At 61.2% G+C, this 15471-nt stretch carries 13 protein-coding genes; 12 read left to right on the forward strand and 1 reads right to left on the reverse strand.

From position 1 onward, the window contains the following. Window positions 1–41 precede the first annotated feature (41 nt). The 8 genes from xdhC to C8264_RS05180 all read left to right on the forward strand — a co-directional run bounded on the left by xdhC (window position 42) and on the right by C8264_RS05180 (window position 10384). The gene (xdhC, locus tag C8264_RS05145; RefSeq protein ID WP_108459881.1) at window positions 42–902 is read left to right on the forward strand and encodes a xanthine dehydrogenase accessory protein XdhC; all 861 of its coding nucleotides are present in this window, start codon (window positions 42–44) and stop codon (window positions 900–902) included. Between the two features lies 1 nt (window position 903). Continuing rightward, on the forward strand, window positions 904–2436 hold the full coding sequence (locus C8264_RS05150) for an ABC transporter ATP-binding protein (protein WP_108459882.1): 1533 nt from the start codon (window positions 904–906) through the stop codon (window positions 2434–2436). Further along, the gene (locus tag C8264_RS05155; RefSeq protein ID WP_108459883.1) at window positions 2420–3502 is read left to right on the forward strand and encodes an ABC transporter permease; all 1083 of its coding nucleotides are present in this window, start codon (window positions 2420–2422) and stop codon (window positions 3500–3502) included. Before C8264_RS05150 ends, C8264_RS05155 begins: the two co-directional genes overlap by 17 nt. Further along, window positions 3502–4425 carry an ABC transporter permease gene (locus C8264_RS05160; RefSeq protein ID WP_205245612.1) on the forward strand — a complete coding sequence of 308 codons (924 nt, stop codon included), beginning with the start codon at window positions 3502–3504 and terminating at the stop codon, window positions 4423–4425. The genes C8264_RS05155 and C8264_RS05160 overlap by 1 nt, the downstream gene beginning before the upstream one ends. Before the next feature lie 54 nt (window positions 4426–4479). Continuing rightward, window positions 4480–5565 (forward strand): BMP family ABC transporter substrate-binding protein, encoded by a 1086-nt coding sequence (locus C8264_RS05165; protein ID WP_205245613.1) that lies wholly within the window; start codon window positions 4480–4482, stop codon window positions 5563–5565. An 85-nt stretch (window positions 5566–5650) separates the two neighbouring features. Beyond that, entirely contained in the window at window positions 5651–6877 is a 1227-nt protein-coding gene (locus tag C8264_RS05170; RefSeq protein WP_108459884.1) for a urate hydroxylase PuuD, read from the forward strand. Further along, a complete protein-coding gene (gene guaD, locus C8264_RS05175; RefSeq protein WP_108459885.1) occupies window positions 6874–8178 on the forward strand; it encodes a guanine deaminase in 1305 nt (434 codons plus the stop codon). Before C8264_RS05170 ends, guaD begins: the two co-directional genes overlap by 4 nt. A 43-nt stretch (window positions 8179–8221) precedes the next feature. Then, complete coding sequence (locus C8264_RS05180) at window positions 8222–10384, forward strand: malate synthase G (RefSeq protein WP_108459886.1); 2163 nt, start codon at window positions 8222–8224, stop codon at window positions 10382–10384. A 100-nt stretch (window positions 10385–10484) separates the two neighbouring features. Here the strand turns inward: C8264_RS05180 and ade are convergent, their stop codons facing one another. Then, window positions 10485–12194, reverse strand: coding sequence for an adenine deaminase (gene ade, locus C8264_RS05185; protein ID WP_108459887.1), 1710 nt, complete (start codon window positions 12192–12194; stop codon window positions 10485–10487). A gap of 116 nt (window positions 12195–12310) precedes the next feature. On the opposite strand from ade, the gene C8264_RS22060 reads away from it, so the two are divergent. The 4 genes from C8264_RS22060 to C8264_RS05200 all read left to right on the forward strand — a co-directional run bounded on the left by C8264_RS22060 (window position 12311) and on the right by C8264_RS05200 (window position 15406). Further along, a complete protein-coding gene (locus C8264_RS22060) occupies window positions 12311–12469 on the forward strand; it encodes a hypothetical protein (RefSeq protein ID WP_162783470.1) in 159 nt (52 codons plus the stop codon). 5 nt (window positions 12470–12474) lie between these two features. Then, window positions 12475–13470, forward strand: a complete 996-nt coding sequence (locus tag C8264_RS05190) for a DNA topoisomerase IB (RefSeq protein ID WP_108459888.1) — start codon at window positions 12475–12477, stop codon at window positions 13468–13470. A gap of 100 nt (window positions 13471–13570) precedes the next feature. Beyond that, on the forward strand, window positions 13571–14617 hold the full coding sequence (locus tag C8264_RS05195; RefSeq protein ID WP_108459889.1) for an NAD(P)-dependent alcohol dehydrogenase: 1047 nt from the start codon (window positions 13571–13573) through the stop codon (window positions 14615–14617). Between the two features lie 6 nt (window positions 14618–14623). Further along, window positions 14624–15406 carry an SDR family NAD(P)-dependent oxidoreductase gene (locus C8264_RS05200; RefSeq protein WP_108459890.1) on the forward strand — a complete coding sequence of 261 codons (783 nt, stop codon included), beginning with the start codon at window positions 14624–14626 and terminating at the stop codon, window positions 15404–15406. Window positions 15407–15471 lie beyond the last annotated feature (65 nt).

Raw genomic sequence — 15471 nt, forward strand, 5'->3', positions numbered from 1 at the left:
GGCCGAGGCTGGATCGGGGTTTTAGGCTCCGGTGCAAAATCATGACCAGCTCCGCCGAACTCGCCAGCTTCTTCATGAAGAATGCCCATGCAATTCTGTGCGAACTCACCTCCGTCCGCGGCTCGTCTCCGCGCGAGCAAGGCACCTTCATGCTGGTGGGGCCGGATGCTCTGTTTGGCACAATTGGGGGTGGTGCACTGGAATACATGGTGATCGACCATGCGCGACGGCTGATCGCGGAGGGGCGGGCCGAAGAGGCCATGGATGTGCCGCTCGGGCCCGAAATCGGCCAATGCTGCGGCGGACGTGTCAGGGTCAGCCTGCGATATGCTGACGGCAAGACGCGCCAGCAACTCACGGACAGGATCGCGGCCGAAGAGGCGGCGCTACCACATGTCTATGTTTTCGGTGCAGGCCATGTGGGGCGGGCGCTGGCGCAATTCCTCGCCATGCTGCCGGTGCAACTCGAAGTCATCGACACAAGACGCGAGGAGCTCGATCTATTGCCGCCAGGTGTAAAGGCGCGGGCCGTCGCCATGCCTGAAGCGGTGGTCCGTTCGGCCCCGGATGGAAGCAGCTACGTTATCCTGACCCACGACCACGCGCTGGATTTCCTGATTGCCCAGGAGGCGATGGCCCGAACTGACAGCCCCTATGTCGGCATGGTGGGTTCGCAGACCAAGCGGGCGCGGTTTGCGAGCTGGTTCCGGGCCGAAGGTGGTGATGGGAAAGCACTGGAGCGGCTCGTCTCGCCGATCGGCAGCCAAGGCATTGGGGATAAACGGCCTGAAGTCATCGCGGCACTGGCGGCAGCCGAAATTATGGTTCACATTGGCAAACGGGAAGCCGAGTTTGCGCGGGCGCGCGCCCCTGGGTCATTGGGGGTGGTCATTGGACGTTAGTATGCCGCATCGGCTTGAATTGACTGGGATTACCAAGCGCTTCCCTGGCGTTCTTGCCAATGACAACGTCTCTTTTGCAGTTCGCCCCGGTGAGATACACGCACTGCTTGGCGAAAATGGCGCGGGCAAGTCCACCCTGGTCAAGATGATCTACGGGATCATGCAGCCTGACGCCGGCGAAATTCGCTGGAACGGACAACCAATTTCCGTTGCCAACCCCAAGGCCGCCCGCAAGCTGGGCATCGGCATGGTGTTCCAGCATTTCTCGCTGTTTGAAGCGCTGACGGTGCTGGAAAACATCGCGCTGGGGATGGATAGCAAGATCCCATCACGGGAACTCGAAGCCCGCATCAGGCAGGTGATGAGCACCTACGGCCTTCTGCTCGACCCGCATCGTACCGTGGCCACCCTCTCGGTGGGCGAGCGGCAGCGGATCGAGATCGTGCGGGCGCTGCTGCTTGACCCGAAGCTGCTGATCATGGACGAGCCCACTTCGGTGCTCACCCCGCAAGAGGTCGAGCAATTGTTCGAGGTGCTGCGCAAGCTCGCGGCACAGGGTTGTTCCATTCTCTACATTTCCCACAAGCTGCACGAGATCAAGGCGCTGTGCGATACGGCGACGATCCTGCGCGGTGGCAAGCTGGTGGACACCTGCGATCCCAGGCAGGAAACCTCGCGCTCCATGGCCGAAAAGATGATCGGCGCGGGGCTCAAGGATATCGTGCGTGCGGCGGGGCGGAGCTTGGGCGAGCCCAAGCTGGTGGTCTCGCGGCTGTCGACCGTCAAGACTGGCCATTTTGAAGTGCCAGTCGATGATGTCAGTTTCACCGTCAGGGTCGGCGAAATCTTCGGAATAGCGGGCGTTGCAGGGAACGGTCAGAACGCGCTGCTGGACGCACTTTCGGGCGAAATCCGCAGCGACGACAAGAATGCGGTCGCCATCGATGGTTATCCGCTGGGCTTGCTCGATACGACGGGGCGCCGCAAGCACGGGCTCTGCGCCGTACCCGAGGAGCGCAATGGCCACGCTGCCGTCAGCGATTTTACCCTCAGCGACAATTCGATCCTGACCGCGCGAGACCGGTTGGGGATGGTCATGCTGGGGCTGATTAATTCGGGTGCTGCCAAAACCTATACCGGCAAGGTCATCGCCGACTTCGCCGTGAAGGCGCTGGGGCCGGCCTCGACGGCAGGTTCCCTGTCTGGCGGCAATCTGCAGAAATACATCATGGGCCGCGAAATCCTGCAGAAACCCAGCGTTCTTGTGGTCAGCCAACCCACCTGGGGGGTCGATGCCGGTGCCGCTGCGGCGATCCATCAGTCTCTGGTGGACCTTGCCGCGGCGGGCTCGGCTATCGTGGTGATCAGCCAGGATCTCGATGAGCTTCGGGCGCTGTGCGATACCTTGGCGGTAATCAATATGGGGCGCCTTTCCGCCGCGCGTCCGGTGAGCGAGGTGAGTGTGGAGGAGATCGGCCTACTGATGGGTGGCGTGCACGGCACTGCGGAGGCGCACGATGCAGTTCCGGCTTGAGAAACGCCAGGAGCCATCGCAGCTGATGGTCTATGCAACGCCCGTGGCGGCGGTGCTGCTGACCATGATCGTGGGCGCCATCATCTTTTCGCTGATCGGCTATGATGGCATCGGCGCGGTTCGGGAAATATTCCTGACGCCACTGACCAATTCCTACAAATGGCAGGATTTGGGGATCAAGGCTGCGCCGCTCATCATCATCGGCGTAGGCCTTTCGATTGCCTATCGCGCCAATGTCTGGAACATCGGTGCGGAGGGGCAGTACGTCATGGGCGGGCTCGCCGGCACCTGGGTGGCGCTGGCGACGTATGGCATGACGGGCCCATGGATCTTGCCATTGATGATCCTGGCTGGCGTGGTGGGCGGGGCGCTCTATGCCGCCATTCCCGCCTTTTTCAAAGTGCGCCTGAACGTCAACGAAATCCTGACCTCGCTGATGCTGACCTATGCCTCGGTGCAATTGATCTATTATCTGATCCGCGCGCCCTGGAAGGACCCGATGGGCATGGGCTTTCCACAAACGCGGTTGTTCTCGGAAGCGGCGCGCCTGCCCACGGTCATACCCGGAACCATCGTGCACCTGGGGGTGCCAATCGCCATCCTCGTCGCATTCGTTGCGTGGTTCATCATGTCCCGCTCGGTCTTTGGCTATCAGATGAAGGTCGTCGGTGCGGCTCCCCATGCCGCGCGCTATGGCGGGTTTTCGGAAAGCAAGACGATCTGGCTGGCCATGCTGGTGAGCGGTGGGTTGGCAGGTCTTGCGGGGATACTGGAAGTCGCTGGACCCTTTCAGCGCATGGTCCCGGGTTTCCCAACCAATTATGGGTTCACCGCGATTATCGTCGCCTTCCTCGGGCGGCTCAATCCGCTGGGGGTGATCTTCGCCGGCGTCGTCATGGCGATAACCTTCGTCGGCGGCGAGGTTGCCCAGACGACGATTGGCCTGCCCAACGCGGCCACCGGCATCTTCCAGGCCATGGTGCTGTTCTTCCTCTTGGCCGGTGATATCCTCGTGCGCTATCGGCTGAGGCGCGTCTCCAGCATTCCAGCGTCCGGGGCGGCGTAATGGACATAACCATTGCCATCTTCATCACTCTTGTCGGTGCCGCCACCCCAATCCTGATTGCCGCACTTGGGGAACTGGTGGTGGAGAAGGCGGGCGTCCTCAATTTGGGCGTCGAAGGCATGATGCTGGTCGGCGCAATCGCAGGATTTGCCGCGCAGTTCTATACCGGCAACCCCTATCTGGCGCTGCTTGCTGGTGCCTTTGCCGGCGCCGCAACCTCGATGATCTTCGGCTTCCTGACGCTGAGCCTTTCGGCCAACCAGACCGCCACGGGACTGGCGCTCACCATATTCGGCACGGGTTTTTCGGCGCTTGCAGGCGCGCCGTTCTCGGCCCGGCCAATCGAGTTGATGCGCCCATTGTTCCCGGCCGAGCTTGCCACCCATCCAATGTGGCGCGTGCTGTTCGGCTATTCGGCGCCGGTTTATTTTTCCTTCTTCATGGTCTTCGCCATCTGGTACTTCCTCAAGAAGACCCGGGCGGGGCTTATCCTGCGCGCCGTTGGTGAAAACGACCTATCTGCCCATTCCATCGGATATTCGGTCAAGGGTGTGCGCTATGCGGCAGTAATGTTCGGTGGTGCGATGGCGGGCATTGCGGGCGCGTGTTTCCCGCTATTGCTGACCCCGCAATGGGCCGAACGCATGACGGCAGGGCGCGGCTGGATAGCGGTGGCGCTGGTGGTCTTTGCTTCGTGGAAACCGTTCCGCCTCCTGGCCGGCGCATATCTCTTCGGCCTTGTGATGACCATGGAACTCTATGCCAAGGCCGGGGGTGGGCCTCTGTCGATCATCCCGTCGGAACTCTGGGCTGCCTTGCCCTATCTTGCGACTATTGTCGTGCTGGTGCTGATTTCGCTTCGGCGCGACGCTTCGACCAATGCACCGGCCTGCCTCGGCAAGCCGTTTCTGCCCAGTAATTGAGATGGCGCCAATGACCGTCTCGATCTGCAACGAGAAGTCACTCAGGAGAGACAGATGACGATTACACGCCGGACTATCCTCAAAACGGGCGCCGCTGCCGCGGCCCTGCCGCTGTTGGGCTCCAGGGCCTTTGCTCAAGGCGAGCCGCTCAAGATCGGCTTTATCTATGTCGGCACGATCAACGACAATGGCTACAACTATGCCCACAATCAGGGACGCCTCTATGTCGAAGAACAACTCGGCGATGCGGTGGAAACCACCTATGTCGAGAACGTGCCGGAAGGCCCCGATTGCGAGCGCGTGCTGCGCGAACTGGCCCAACAGGGCAACAAGCTGATCTTCGCCACCAGCTTCGGCTTCGGCGACTCGGTGATCAAGGTCGCTCAGCAATTCCCGGACGTAAAGTTCGAGCACGCCACAGGCTACCAGAAGGCCGAGAACGTGGGCCTCTACAACGCGCGCTTCTATGAGGGTCGCGCCGTCTGCGGCACCATCGCCGGCCATCTCTCCAAGACCGGCAAGCTTGCCTATATCGGCTCGTTCCCGATCCCCGAAGTGGTGATGGGCATCAATGCGCTGGCCCTGTCGGCCCGCCGCATCAATCCCGACATCACCGTGAAGCCCGTCTATATCTCCACCTGGAATGACCCAGCCAAGGAAGCCGATGCTGCCCGTGCGCTGATCGACCAGGGCGTCGATGTCATCGCCCAGCACACCGACGGCCCGGCGGCCCTGCAGGTTGCTCAGGAACGTGGCATCATCGGCGGCTTTGGCCAGGGTGCGGACATGAGCGCCTTTGCTCCGGAGACGCAGCTGACTGCCATCATCGACAATTGGGGGCCGCATTATCTGGCGTCGGCCCAAGCCGTGATCGATGGCACCTGGGTTGCCGGCGACACCTGGGAAGGCCTCAAGGAAAACGTGGTCGAGATGGGACCGTATAACGAGAAGATCCCCGCCGAAGTCGTTGCCGATGCCGAGAAGGTGCGGACCGGCCAGATCGATGGCTCGTTCCATATATTCACCGGTCCGATCAAGGACAACACCGGTGCCGAGCGTGTCGCTGCAGGTGTCACCATGACCGATGCGGAACTGCTCTCGATGGACTGGTACGTCGAAGGCGTCGAACAGCCGGCGTAAGGGTTTTTGTCGATATGATCGTTGAGGAGGCGGGCCCACGCCCGCCTCTTTTGTGACCAGATGGTCTAGCGAGGGGGACGGTGCGATGCCCGATTATGCGATTGCCTATGAATGGCTTAGTTTCGCCGTGCGCTGGCTGCATGTGATCACGGCCATCGCCTGGATCGGCTCGTCCTTCTATTTCATCGCGCTCGACCTTGGCCTGCGCAAGACGCCCAGCCTTCCGCCACTGGCGCATGGCGAGGAATGGCAGGTGCATGGCGGCGGGTTCTACCACATCCAGAAATACCTGGTTGCGCCCGACTTTTTGCCCGAGCACCTGACCTGGTTCAAATGGGAGAGCTATTGGACCTGGCTTTCGGGCTTCATGCTCATGGTGCTTATCTATTACGTCGGCGCCGACATCTACCTGATCGACCGCAACGTGCTCGACGTGCCCAATTGGGCGGCGATTTTGATTTCCATGGGATCGATCGTGCTGGGCTTCGTCATCTACAACCGCCTGTGCAAGTCGCCGCTGGGCAATTCGCAGAACGGGCTGATGCTGGTGCTGTTCGTGATCCTGACGGCGATGGCCTGGGGCTACACGCAGTTGTTCACGGGCCGTGCGGCGATGCTGCACATGGGCGCGTTTACCGCTTCGATCATGGCGGCGAACGTGGCGATGATCATCATCCCCAACCAGAAAATCGTCGTCGCCGATCTGAAAGCCGGCCGCGTGCCCGATGCAAAATACGGCAAGATCGCCAAGCAGCGCTCGCTGCACAACAACTACCTGACGCTGCCGGTCATCTTCTTCATGCTGTCGTCCCACTATCCGCTGGCTTTCGCCACGCAGTGGAACTGGATCATCGCCTCGCTGATCTTCCTCGTCGGCGTGGTGATCCGGCATTATTTCAACACGCGCCATGCCCGCAAAGGCAATCCGCACTGGACCTGGGCTGTTGCCGTCATCCTGTTCATCGTCATTGCGTGGCTCTCATCGGGCCCCAAGCTTGCCGGTTCGGCGGGAGAGGAGGTAGCGTCTCGTGCGGCCGAACCCTTTCTTGCAGCAGAGCATTTTGCCGCTGCCAGCCTAGCGGTGCAGACACGATGCGCCATGTGCCACAATGCGGAGCCTGTTTGGCCCGGCATTTATGAAGCGCCCAGGAACGTGATCCTCGACAACGACATCGCTATCGCCAACCACGCCAAGGATGTTGCCATGCAGGCAGGCTATTCCCATGCCATGCCGCCAGGCAATGCCAGCGAGATGACCCCCGAAGAACGCGCGCTATTGGTCGCCTGGTTTCGCGAAGGCTCGGGTCAATGAGCCGGACTATTTTGCGTGGGCGGGTGCTGAGCTTCGTCAGCGAGCCCCAGGGCATGGATGACGCGGGCAGCTATCGCTATTGGGAAGATGGCGCGATCACGATCGAAACCGGCAAGATCATTGCCGTCGGCGACTTCGTTGCCACGGACGGTGCCGAGATCATCGATCATCGCCCGCATCTGATCCTGCCCGGCTTTATCGATACGCACCTTCACTATGTGCAGTCGCAGATCATGGCGTCCTATGCAGGCTCGCTGCTGGAATGGCTCAACACCTACACGTTTGTGGAAGAACAAAAGTTCAGCCAGCAGGGACACGCCGAAGTTGTCGCTTCGGCCTTCTATGACGAATTGATCCGCCATGGCACGACGACGGCGGTAGCCTATTGCTCCAGCCATCCGCGGTCGGTAGATGCGTTTTTCGGCGAGGCCGAAAAGCGCAACATGCTGATGGTTGGCGGAAAGGTCATGATGGACCGCAACGCGCCCGAAGCGCTCTGCGACACCGCCCAATCCAGCTATGACGATACCAAGATGCTGATCGAGCGCTGGCATGGTCGGGGCAGGGGGCTCTATGCCATCTCGCCACGCTTCGCGATCACCTCGACGCCCCAACAGCTGGAAGCCGCAAGAGCACTCGTCGCGGAACACCCCGACTGCTATGTGCAGACCCACCTAAGCGAAAACGACGCCGAGATCTCGCTGTCGATGCAGCTTTATCCAAACTCGCCGGACTATACCGGCATTTACGAGGATTATGGGCTGCTGGGCCCCAGGACGCTGCTGGGCCACAGTATCCACCTCAACCATCGTGAAACCCGCGTGCTGGCCGAAACCGGTTCGGTGGCGGTCTTCTGCCCCACCTCCAATCTCTTTCTCGGGTCGGGCCTGTTTGATCGGGAGCGGCTGAGCAAGGCCGGCGTCCGTATCGGGGTGGCAACAGATATCGGCGGAGGCACCAATTTCTGCATGCTGCGCACGCTGGATGAGGCGTACAAGATCCTGCAGTTGCGTGGGCAGCGGATGAACCCATTCGCCTCGTTCTATATGGCGACGCTGGGCAATGCGGGGGCGCTGTCGCTGGAAGGCACCATCGGCGCCATTGCGCCCGGCAATTCCGCCGACCTCATTGTATTGGACGCAGCGGCAACACCAGCCATGGCGCTCCGCAAGCAGACGATTTCCAGCCTTGCGGAGGAGCTGTTCCTGCTGCAAACCCTTGGCGATGATCGCTCGATAGCGGAAGTCTATGTCGCTGGCGCAAGGGCGAAGTCCGTTTTGAGCGGGTTGGCAGCGTCATGATCCTGACTTAAGTCTGGTCAGTCTGCACATAAAGGAAGCACTAATGCCTCAGTATCTGACGAAAGCCGCCCTCTCGGTTCATTCCCTGCTGGTCGATTTCGTCGAGAAGGAAGTGCTGCCGGGAACTGCGGTATCAGCCGATCAGTTCTGGTCGGGCTTTTCTGCACTTGTGGCCGAGCATGCGCCAACCAATGAGCGCTTGCTGCTGCGTCGCGACGAGTTGCAGAGCCAGGTCGATGATTGGCATCGCCGCTATGGTCCGGTGGTCAACAATCCGCAAGGCTACGAGTTTTTCTTGCGCGACATCGGCTATCTCGTTCCGGAACCGGCCGATTTTACCATCGAGACTGAAGGACTTGATCCGGAGATCAGCTCCCTTTGCGGCCCGCAACTCGTGGTGCCGGTTAGCAATGCGCGCTATGCGCTCAACGCCGCCAATGCCCGCTGGGGCAGTCTTTATGACGCGCTATACGGCACCGATGTTATCGCGCGCGATGGCGATCTGGCGCCGGGTGCGGGCTTCAACGCTCAGCGCGGTCAGGCTGTCGTCAGCAAGGCGGCAGAGTTCCTCGACGAAACTTTCCCCCTGCAGACGGGCAGCCATCGCGATGTCACCGGCTATCATGTGGTCAAGCAGGATGGCGTCCACCGCTTCGTCGTGGACACCGCGGCTGGCCGCACCGCGCTCAAGGATGAGGCCGCGTTCGTTGGCTTCGGCGGCACGGAGGCCGCGGGTGAACTGGTGCTGCGCCACAATGGGCTGCATGTCATCCTAGTCATCAATCCCGAGAGCCCGATTGGGCGTACGCACAAGGCCGGTCTCAGCGATGTCGTCGTTGAAGCGGCCCTGACCACCATCCAGGACGGCGAAGATTCGGTCGCTGCCGTCGATGCCGAGGACAAGGTCGGCGTTTATCGCAACTGGCTGGGCCTGATGAATGGCACGCTCGAGGACACCTTCGAGAAGGGCGGCAAGAACGTCACGCGCAAGCTCAATGCCGATCGGACCTACAAGGACATCAACGGCGCGGCGCTCGTGCTCAAGGGCCGCTCCTTGCTGCTGGTGCGCAACGTCGGACACCTGATGACTACCGACGCGGTGCTGTGGAACGACAAGCCCATCGGCGAAGGCCTGATGGATGCTGCCATCACCGCGCTTTGTGCCCTGCAGGACAAGGTCAACAGCACGACCGGCGCCATCTACGTGGTCAAGCCCAAGATGCACGGCCCCGAAGAAGTCGCCTTTGCCTGCGCGATCTTCTCGTCCGTCGAGGCCATGCTGGGGCTCAAGCCCAATACCATCAAGATCGGCATCATGGACGAGGAGCGCCGCACGTCGGCCAATCTCAAGGCCGCCATTTATGAAGCGCGCTCGCGTGTCTTCTTCATCAATACCGGCTTCCTCGATCGCACGGGCGACGAGATCCACACCTCGATGGAGGCGGGCCCGGTGCTGCGCAAGGACGAGATCAAGGCAGAGCGCTGGATCGTGTCCTACGAAGACCGGAACGTGCTGATCGGCCTGGCTTGCGGGCTTTCCGGCCGGGCGCAGATTGGCAAGGGCATGTGGGCTCGCCCCGATGACATGGCCGCCATGATGAGCTCCAAGGCGGGCCACCCTGCGTCGGGCGCAAACACTGCTTGGGTGCCGTCGCCCACGGCGGCAACGCTTCATGCTCTCCACTATCACCAGATCGACGTGTTCGAGGCCCAGCGCCGCAGGCACAACCAGGCAGTGCCGCCGCTTGGTGAACTCTTCTCCATGCCGGTGCAGGCGCCTTTCAGCCTCAGCCGCGAGGAAATCACGCGCGAGCTAGAGAACAATGCGCAGGGTATCTTGGGCTATGTGGTGCGCTGGGTGCAGCAGGGTGTCGGCTGCTCCAAGGTGCCCGATATCAATGATGTCGGCCTGATGGAAGACCGCGCCACCTGCCGCATCTCATCCCAGGCGGTGGCCAATTGGCTGCGTCACGGACTAGTATCGCGGGACGAGGTTACGTCCACGTTCGAGCGCATGGCAGCCGTGGTCGATGCCCAGAACGCGGGCGATCCGCTCTATCGCCCCATGGCGGAAAATTTCCAGTCGGTCGCCTTCCAGGCCGCGCTCGATCTGGCGCTGCATGGTGCCGACCAGCCAAGCGGCTACACCGAGCCGCTGCTGCATGCCGCCCGCCGCAAGGTCAAGGCGCGTGAAGCCGCCCGTTAAAGCGTGTCGCACGGAATGGGATTCACGCAACAGACCTCACCCTGAGCTTGTCGAAGGGCGAGGTCGTGGCATCAAGCCTCCATTCGCTCGACCTGGCGGCTCAGTCCACGAAGTCGAACTTGTCGACGTCAAACAGCCCTCGGTCGGTCATCTTGAGATGCGGGATGACTGGTAGGGCGAGGAACGCCACCTGCAAGAAGGGCTCGGGCAGCACGCATCCCAGGGCATAGGCCGCCTCGCGCAGCGCATGCAGATCGTGCGTAACCGCTTCGAATGGCTCAAGGCTCATTAGCCCAGCCAGCGGCAGGGCCAGTTCGGCGGTGATCTTGCCCTCATCGGCAACAGCGAAGCCGCCGCCGAGTTCGATCAGGCGGTTGACGGCCAGAGCCATATCGGCGTCAGTGGCCCCGATCACCGTGATGTTGTGGCTGTCATGTCCAACTGACGACGCGATGGCACCGCGCTTGAGCCCAAAGCCCTTCACGAACCCGCGGCCGATATTGCCGTTGCGCCCGTGCCGCTCGATCACGGCAACCTTGAGCACGTCGGCTCTGAGATCCGGCAGGGTGCCTCGCTCATCCACGGGAAGCGTTGCGCTTTCCCGGAAGGTCAGGATCAGGCCTGGCTTGACCCCGATCACCGGCGTCTGGTTGCGATCGGCGCGTGCCGGCACGATGAAATCATCTGCCGAGACGTGCCTGGCCTTGACCGAGTGCAGCCCGACCGGCGGCACAGGCACCCGCGCGGCGAAAAGCTCGGGGCCCACCAGCCGGCCTCCGGTCACCACCTCGGAGACGCGGCAGTCTTCAAGGCTATCGAGTAACGCAATATCGGCTCGCCAACCTGGCGCCAGCAGGCCGCGGTCCGTCAAGCCGAAGATGCGTGCTGCCGAGTGGCTCGCGGCACGATAAACATGGTGCAGCGGCCGGCCCATGGCGATCAGCCGCCGGATCGAGCTATCGAGATGACCCTCTTCGGCGATATCGAGCGGGTTCCGGTCGTCGGTACATAGCGCCACGAAGGATGAAGTATTTTCGTCCAGAATCTCGGCCAGCGCCTTGAGATCCTTTGACACCGAACCCTCCCGGATCAGGATCGCCATGCCTTTGGAGAGCTTTTCGCGCGCCTCGGCCGCGGTGGTCGCCTCATGGTCGGTGCGGATTGCTGCCGCGAGATAGCCGTTGAGGTCGATGCCGCGCAGCAGTGGGGCGTGCCCATCGATATGGTGGCCCTGGAACGCGGCGAGCTTGGCGATGATCCCCGGATCGGCATTGAGCACGCCCGGGAAATTCATCATCTCGGCCAGGCCAATTACTTTGGGATGCCCGCGGAACGGCTCTAGGTCTTCAATCTCCAATGCCGCGCCGGAGGTTTCAAACGCCGTTGCCGGGACGCACGAAGAGAGATTAACCCGGACGTCCATGATGGTCTGCTCGGCGCAATCGAGAAAATACTTGATCCCCTCGGCGCCCAACACATTGGCGATCTCATGGGGGTCGCAGAAAACCGTCGTCACGCCATGCGGTAGCACGCAGCGATCGAACTCGAAGGGGATTACCAACGAGGATTCAATATGCAAATGAGTGTCGATGAAGCCGGGCACAGCGAAGCGCCCTTTGCCGTCGATCTCTACCGCTCCTTCATATTCCGCATGCGTGCCCACGATCCTGTCATCGACGATGGCGATATCGGTAAGCGTGACATCGCCCGTGATGACATCGAGCATTTGCACGTTCTTGATCACCAGATCGACTGGCGCCTTCCCTCGTCCGGCCATGATCATGCGGGTGAGCGCCTGGGCTGAAGTCATCGATCCGTCCTGCTGGTGGGCCATCAGCGGACCCTCGTCCGGCGTAGCGCGTGCGTCAAGGGCGGAACCGCCATGGCGGTGTGCACGTTGGCCTGCACAACCCCAGGGAGAATACGATGGAAACCTACGACCCGCAAAAATCGTCGACTGAGGCGCGGCAGGGCAATCCGCGCAAGATGAATTTGCGCGTGCTGATCATGTCCCTGATCGGCATCGTGGTGTTGTTTGCCATTGTCTATCTGATCTTCACAATGAGCCAGCCTAATCCGACCTGATATCCATGAGACTAGTCAAGGTTAGCCGCGACAAGCTTACGATCGTAAGGGAGAAGCGCGGCAGGGGTTTTTGCTATCGGGATGCCGACGGCGCGCTGGTGTGCGACCAGGAAGTGGTCAAGCGCATCAAGGCCCTTGGCATTCCACCTGCATGGCAGAATGTCCGCATAGCGCCGCATGAACGTGCACACATCCAGGTCCTCGGCATCGATGAAGCTGGCCGGGATCAGTACATCTATCATCCGCAATGGGAACTGCGCCGCGATGGCAAGAAGCAGAAGCGGCTGGCGTTGCTCACGAGTGCATTGCCAAGGTTGCGCCGCCAACTCGCCGTGGATCTGACAGCCGAAGCGGGCACGCGAACGCTTGCCCTGGCCATTGCTGTTGGCCTGATCGACAAGACGGCCATGCGGGTTGGCCGGGAAAAATATCTTGAAGCCAGCGGCACACGTGGGGCCGGAACGCTGTTCTCGCGCGACATTCGTGTTTCTGGCGACGAAATCTGGATCGCCTTCGACGCCAAGGGCGGCAAGCGCGCGGAGTATCGCATTGTCGAGCCTGCATTAGCCGATGCGGTGCGACGTATCAAGGAGTTGCCCGGCAAGCGCCTGCTGGTTTATCGCGACGAGACTGGGAAGTCGCGCCCCATAAAGACCGGAGCGATAAACGAATATCTGCGCGAGCTGGCAGGGGTCGACATTTCCGCAAAGGATTTCCGTACGCTGCATGCCAGCGCAATGGCCGGCGAGGCACTGGCGAAACTGGAAGCAGCCGCTTCAGTTGCAGGACGCCGCCGCCAAATGTCCCGCGTTGCGCGGGAGGTGTCCGAAACACTGCGCAACACGCCTGCCATTTGCCGCAAGTCCTATATTGCACCGTGTCTTTTCAAGCTGTTCGATGATGGCAAGCTCAAGCAGCTTTGGGAATCTGCCGGCCGGGGTAGGGTGGGTCTGGCGACGCGCGAAAAAAGGCTTGGCGCCGTGCTGGCAACCATCTCTTAAGCCACCTGAAAAGCTGCGGCGATACTTCCGCTTTGGTGAGCAAATGCGCTATTGATGAGCAGTTGCCTCGTGCTCGTCGCTCTCGGTTCAGGAAAACCAAATGTCCAAAGTCCGTGCCCTTGTTCTTGAACGTCAGCATGAGCTAGCGCTTCGTGACATCGATCTGCCGCTTGAAGTCGGGCCGGGCATGGTCAAGATCGCCATTCATACGGTTGGCGTCTGCGGTTCGGACGTCCACTATTACACCCACGGCAAGATCGGACCCTTCGTGGTCAACGACCCGATGGTGCTTGGTCATGAGGCTGCCGGTACCGTCGTCGAGGTGGGCGAAGGCGTTACGCATCTCAAGGTGGGCGATCGCGTCTGCATGGAGCCCGGCATTCCCGACCCCAATTCCCGCGCCAGCCGCCTGGGCATGTACAATGTCGACCCTGCGGTAACCTTCTGGGCCACACCGCCTGTCCATGGCGTGCTCACGTCCGAGGTCGTTCACCCCGCCAACTACACCTTCAAGCTGCCTGACAATGTGAGTTTTGCCGAAGGCGCGATGGTCGAGCCATTCGCCGTCGGCATGCAGGCGGCGACCAAGGCCCGCATCACGCCCGGCGATACCGCCGTGGTTCTGGGCGCGGGCCCCATCGGCACCATGGTCGCCCTTGCTGCGCTTGCCGGGGGCTGTGCGCGCGTGATCGTGGCGGATCTGGCGCAGCCAAAGCTCGATATCGCCGCCAAATACCAGGGCATCATCCCGGTCAATATCCGCGAAAAGGACATCGTCGCCGAAGTCGATCGTTTGACCGATGGCTGGGGCGCCGATGTCGTTTTTGAATGCTCTGGGTCCCCACACGCCTGGAAGACCATCATGAGCTTGCCCCGCCCCGGTGGCGTAATCGTCGCGGTCGGCTTGCCCGTTGATCCGGTTCCGGTCGACATTGCCTCCGCATCGACCAAGGAATTGCGGATCGAGAACGTTTTCCGCTACGCTCATCAATATGATCGAGCCATCGCGCTGATCGCTTCCGGCAAGGTCGACCTCAAGCCGCTGATCTCCGAGACCTTCGATTTCGAGGATTCGGTTAAGGCGTTTGACCGGGCCGTCGAAGCGCGGCCGAGCGATGTGAAGCTGCAGATCAGGGTCGCGAAGTAGGGGCACATGGATTTAAATCTGCGAGATAAGGTTGCAGTCATCACTGGTGGAACTGTCGGCATCGGCTACGCCATCGCCGAAGGACTCGCGGCGGAGGGCACCAATCTGGTGCTGGTCGGCCGCAACAGGGAGCGGGCAGATGATGCTGCCGCTCAAATCGCCGACAAATTCGGCGTCATCACCACAGCCATAGCGGCCGACGTCGCCACGGCCGAAGGATGCGCTGCCGTCATAGCCGGCACGCACAAGGCTTTCGGCGGCGTCGATATCCTCATAAACAACGCCGGCACCGGGTCAAACGAGACCATTGCCGAAGCGGACGATGCGCGCTGGCAGTATTACTGGGATCTGCACGTCATGGCGGCAGTGCGGCTGGCCCGCGGCTTGCTGCCTGCCATGAAGCGGCGTGGCGGCGGTGTCATCCTCCACAACGCGTCCATCTGCGCCGTGCAGCCCCTTTGGTACGAGCCGATCTACAACACTACCAAGGCCGCCTTGATGATGTTTTCCAAGACCCTCGCCAACGAGGTGGTCGGTGACAACATCCGGGTCAATACGATCAACCCCGGTCTCGTGCTCACCCCCGATTGGGTCAAGACTGCCAAGCAGATTGCCGGTGATGATTGGGAGGCGCACCTGCAAGGGGTGGCCAACGAGGCGGGCGGCATGAAGCGTTTTGCAACGCCCGAGGAATTGGCAAACTTCTTTGTCTTCATGTGCTCGGACAAAGCGAGTTATTCGACCGGCTCAACCTATTTCGTGGATGGCGGCTGGCTCAAGACAGTCTGACGCTGCCGCCCGCAGATCCCAACCTGGCTGGAACGATCCGCCCTCAAATCCGGTTATGACTCATT

This window comes from Devosia naphthalenivorans (genome assembly GCF_003056355.1).
Lineage (GTDB): Bacteria > Pseudomonadota > Alphaproteobacteria > Rhizobiales > Devosiaceae > Devosia > Devosia naphthalenivorans.

Coding starts and splice junctions, on each gene's coding strand:
- xdhC (WP_108459881.1), top strand. CDS start 42: ATGACCAGCTCCGCCGAACTCGCCAGCTTCTTCATGAAGAATGCCCAT.
- C8264_RS05150 (WP_108459882.1), top strand. CDS start 904: ATGCCGCATCGGCTTGAATTGACTGGGATTACCAAGCGCTTCCCTGGC.
- C8264_RS05155 (WP_108459883.1), top strand. CDS start 2,420: ATGCAGTTCCGGCTTGAGAAACGCCAGGAGCCATCGCAGCTGATGGTC.
- C8264_RS05160 (WP_205245612.1), top strand. CDS start 3,502: ATGGACATAACCATTGCCATCTTCATCACTCTTGTCGGTGCCGCCACC.
- C8264_RS05165 (WP_205245613.1), top strand. CDS start 4,480: ATGACGATTACACGCCGGACTATCCTCAAAACGGGCGCCGCTGCCGCG.
- C8264_RS05170 (WP_108459884.1), top strand. CDS start 5,651: ATGCCCGATTATGCGATTGCCTATGAATGGCTTAGTTTCGCCGTGCGC.
- guaD (WP_108459885.1), top strand. CDS start 6,874: ATGAGCCGGACTATTTTGCGTGGGCGGGTGCTGAGCTTCGTCAGCGAG.
- C8264_RS05180 (WP_108459886.1), top strand. CDS start 8,222: ATGCCTCAGTATCTGACGAAAGCCGCCCTCTCGGTTCATTCCCTGCTG.
- ade (WP_108459887.1), bottom strand. CDS start 12,194: ATGACTTCAGCCCAGGCGCTCACCCGCATGATCATGGCCGGACGAGGG.
- C8264_RS22060 (WP_162783470.1), top strand. CDS start 12,311: ATGGAAACCTACGACCCGCAAAAATCGTCGACTGAGGCGCGGCAGGGC.
- C8264_RS05190 (WP_108459888.1), top strand. CDS start 12,475: ATGAGACTAGTCAAGGTTAGCCGCGACAAGCTTACGATCGTAAGGGAG.
- C8264_RS05195 (WP_108459889.1), top strand. CDS start 13,571: ATGTCCAAAGTCCGTGCCCTTGTTCTTGAACGTCAGCATGAGCTAGCG.
- C8264_RS05200 (WP_108459890.1), top strand. CDS start 14,624: ATGGATTTAAATCTGCGAGATAAGGTTGCAGTCATCACTGGTGGAACT.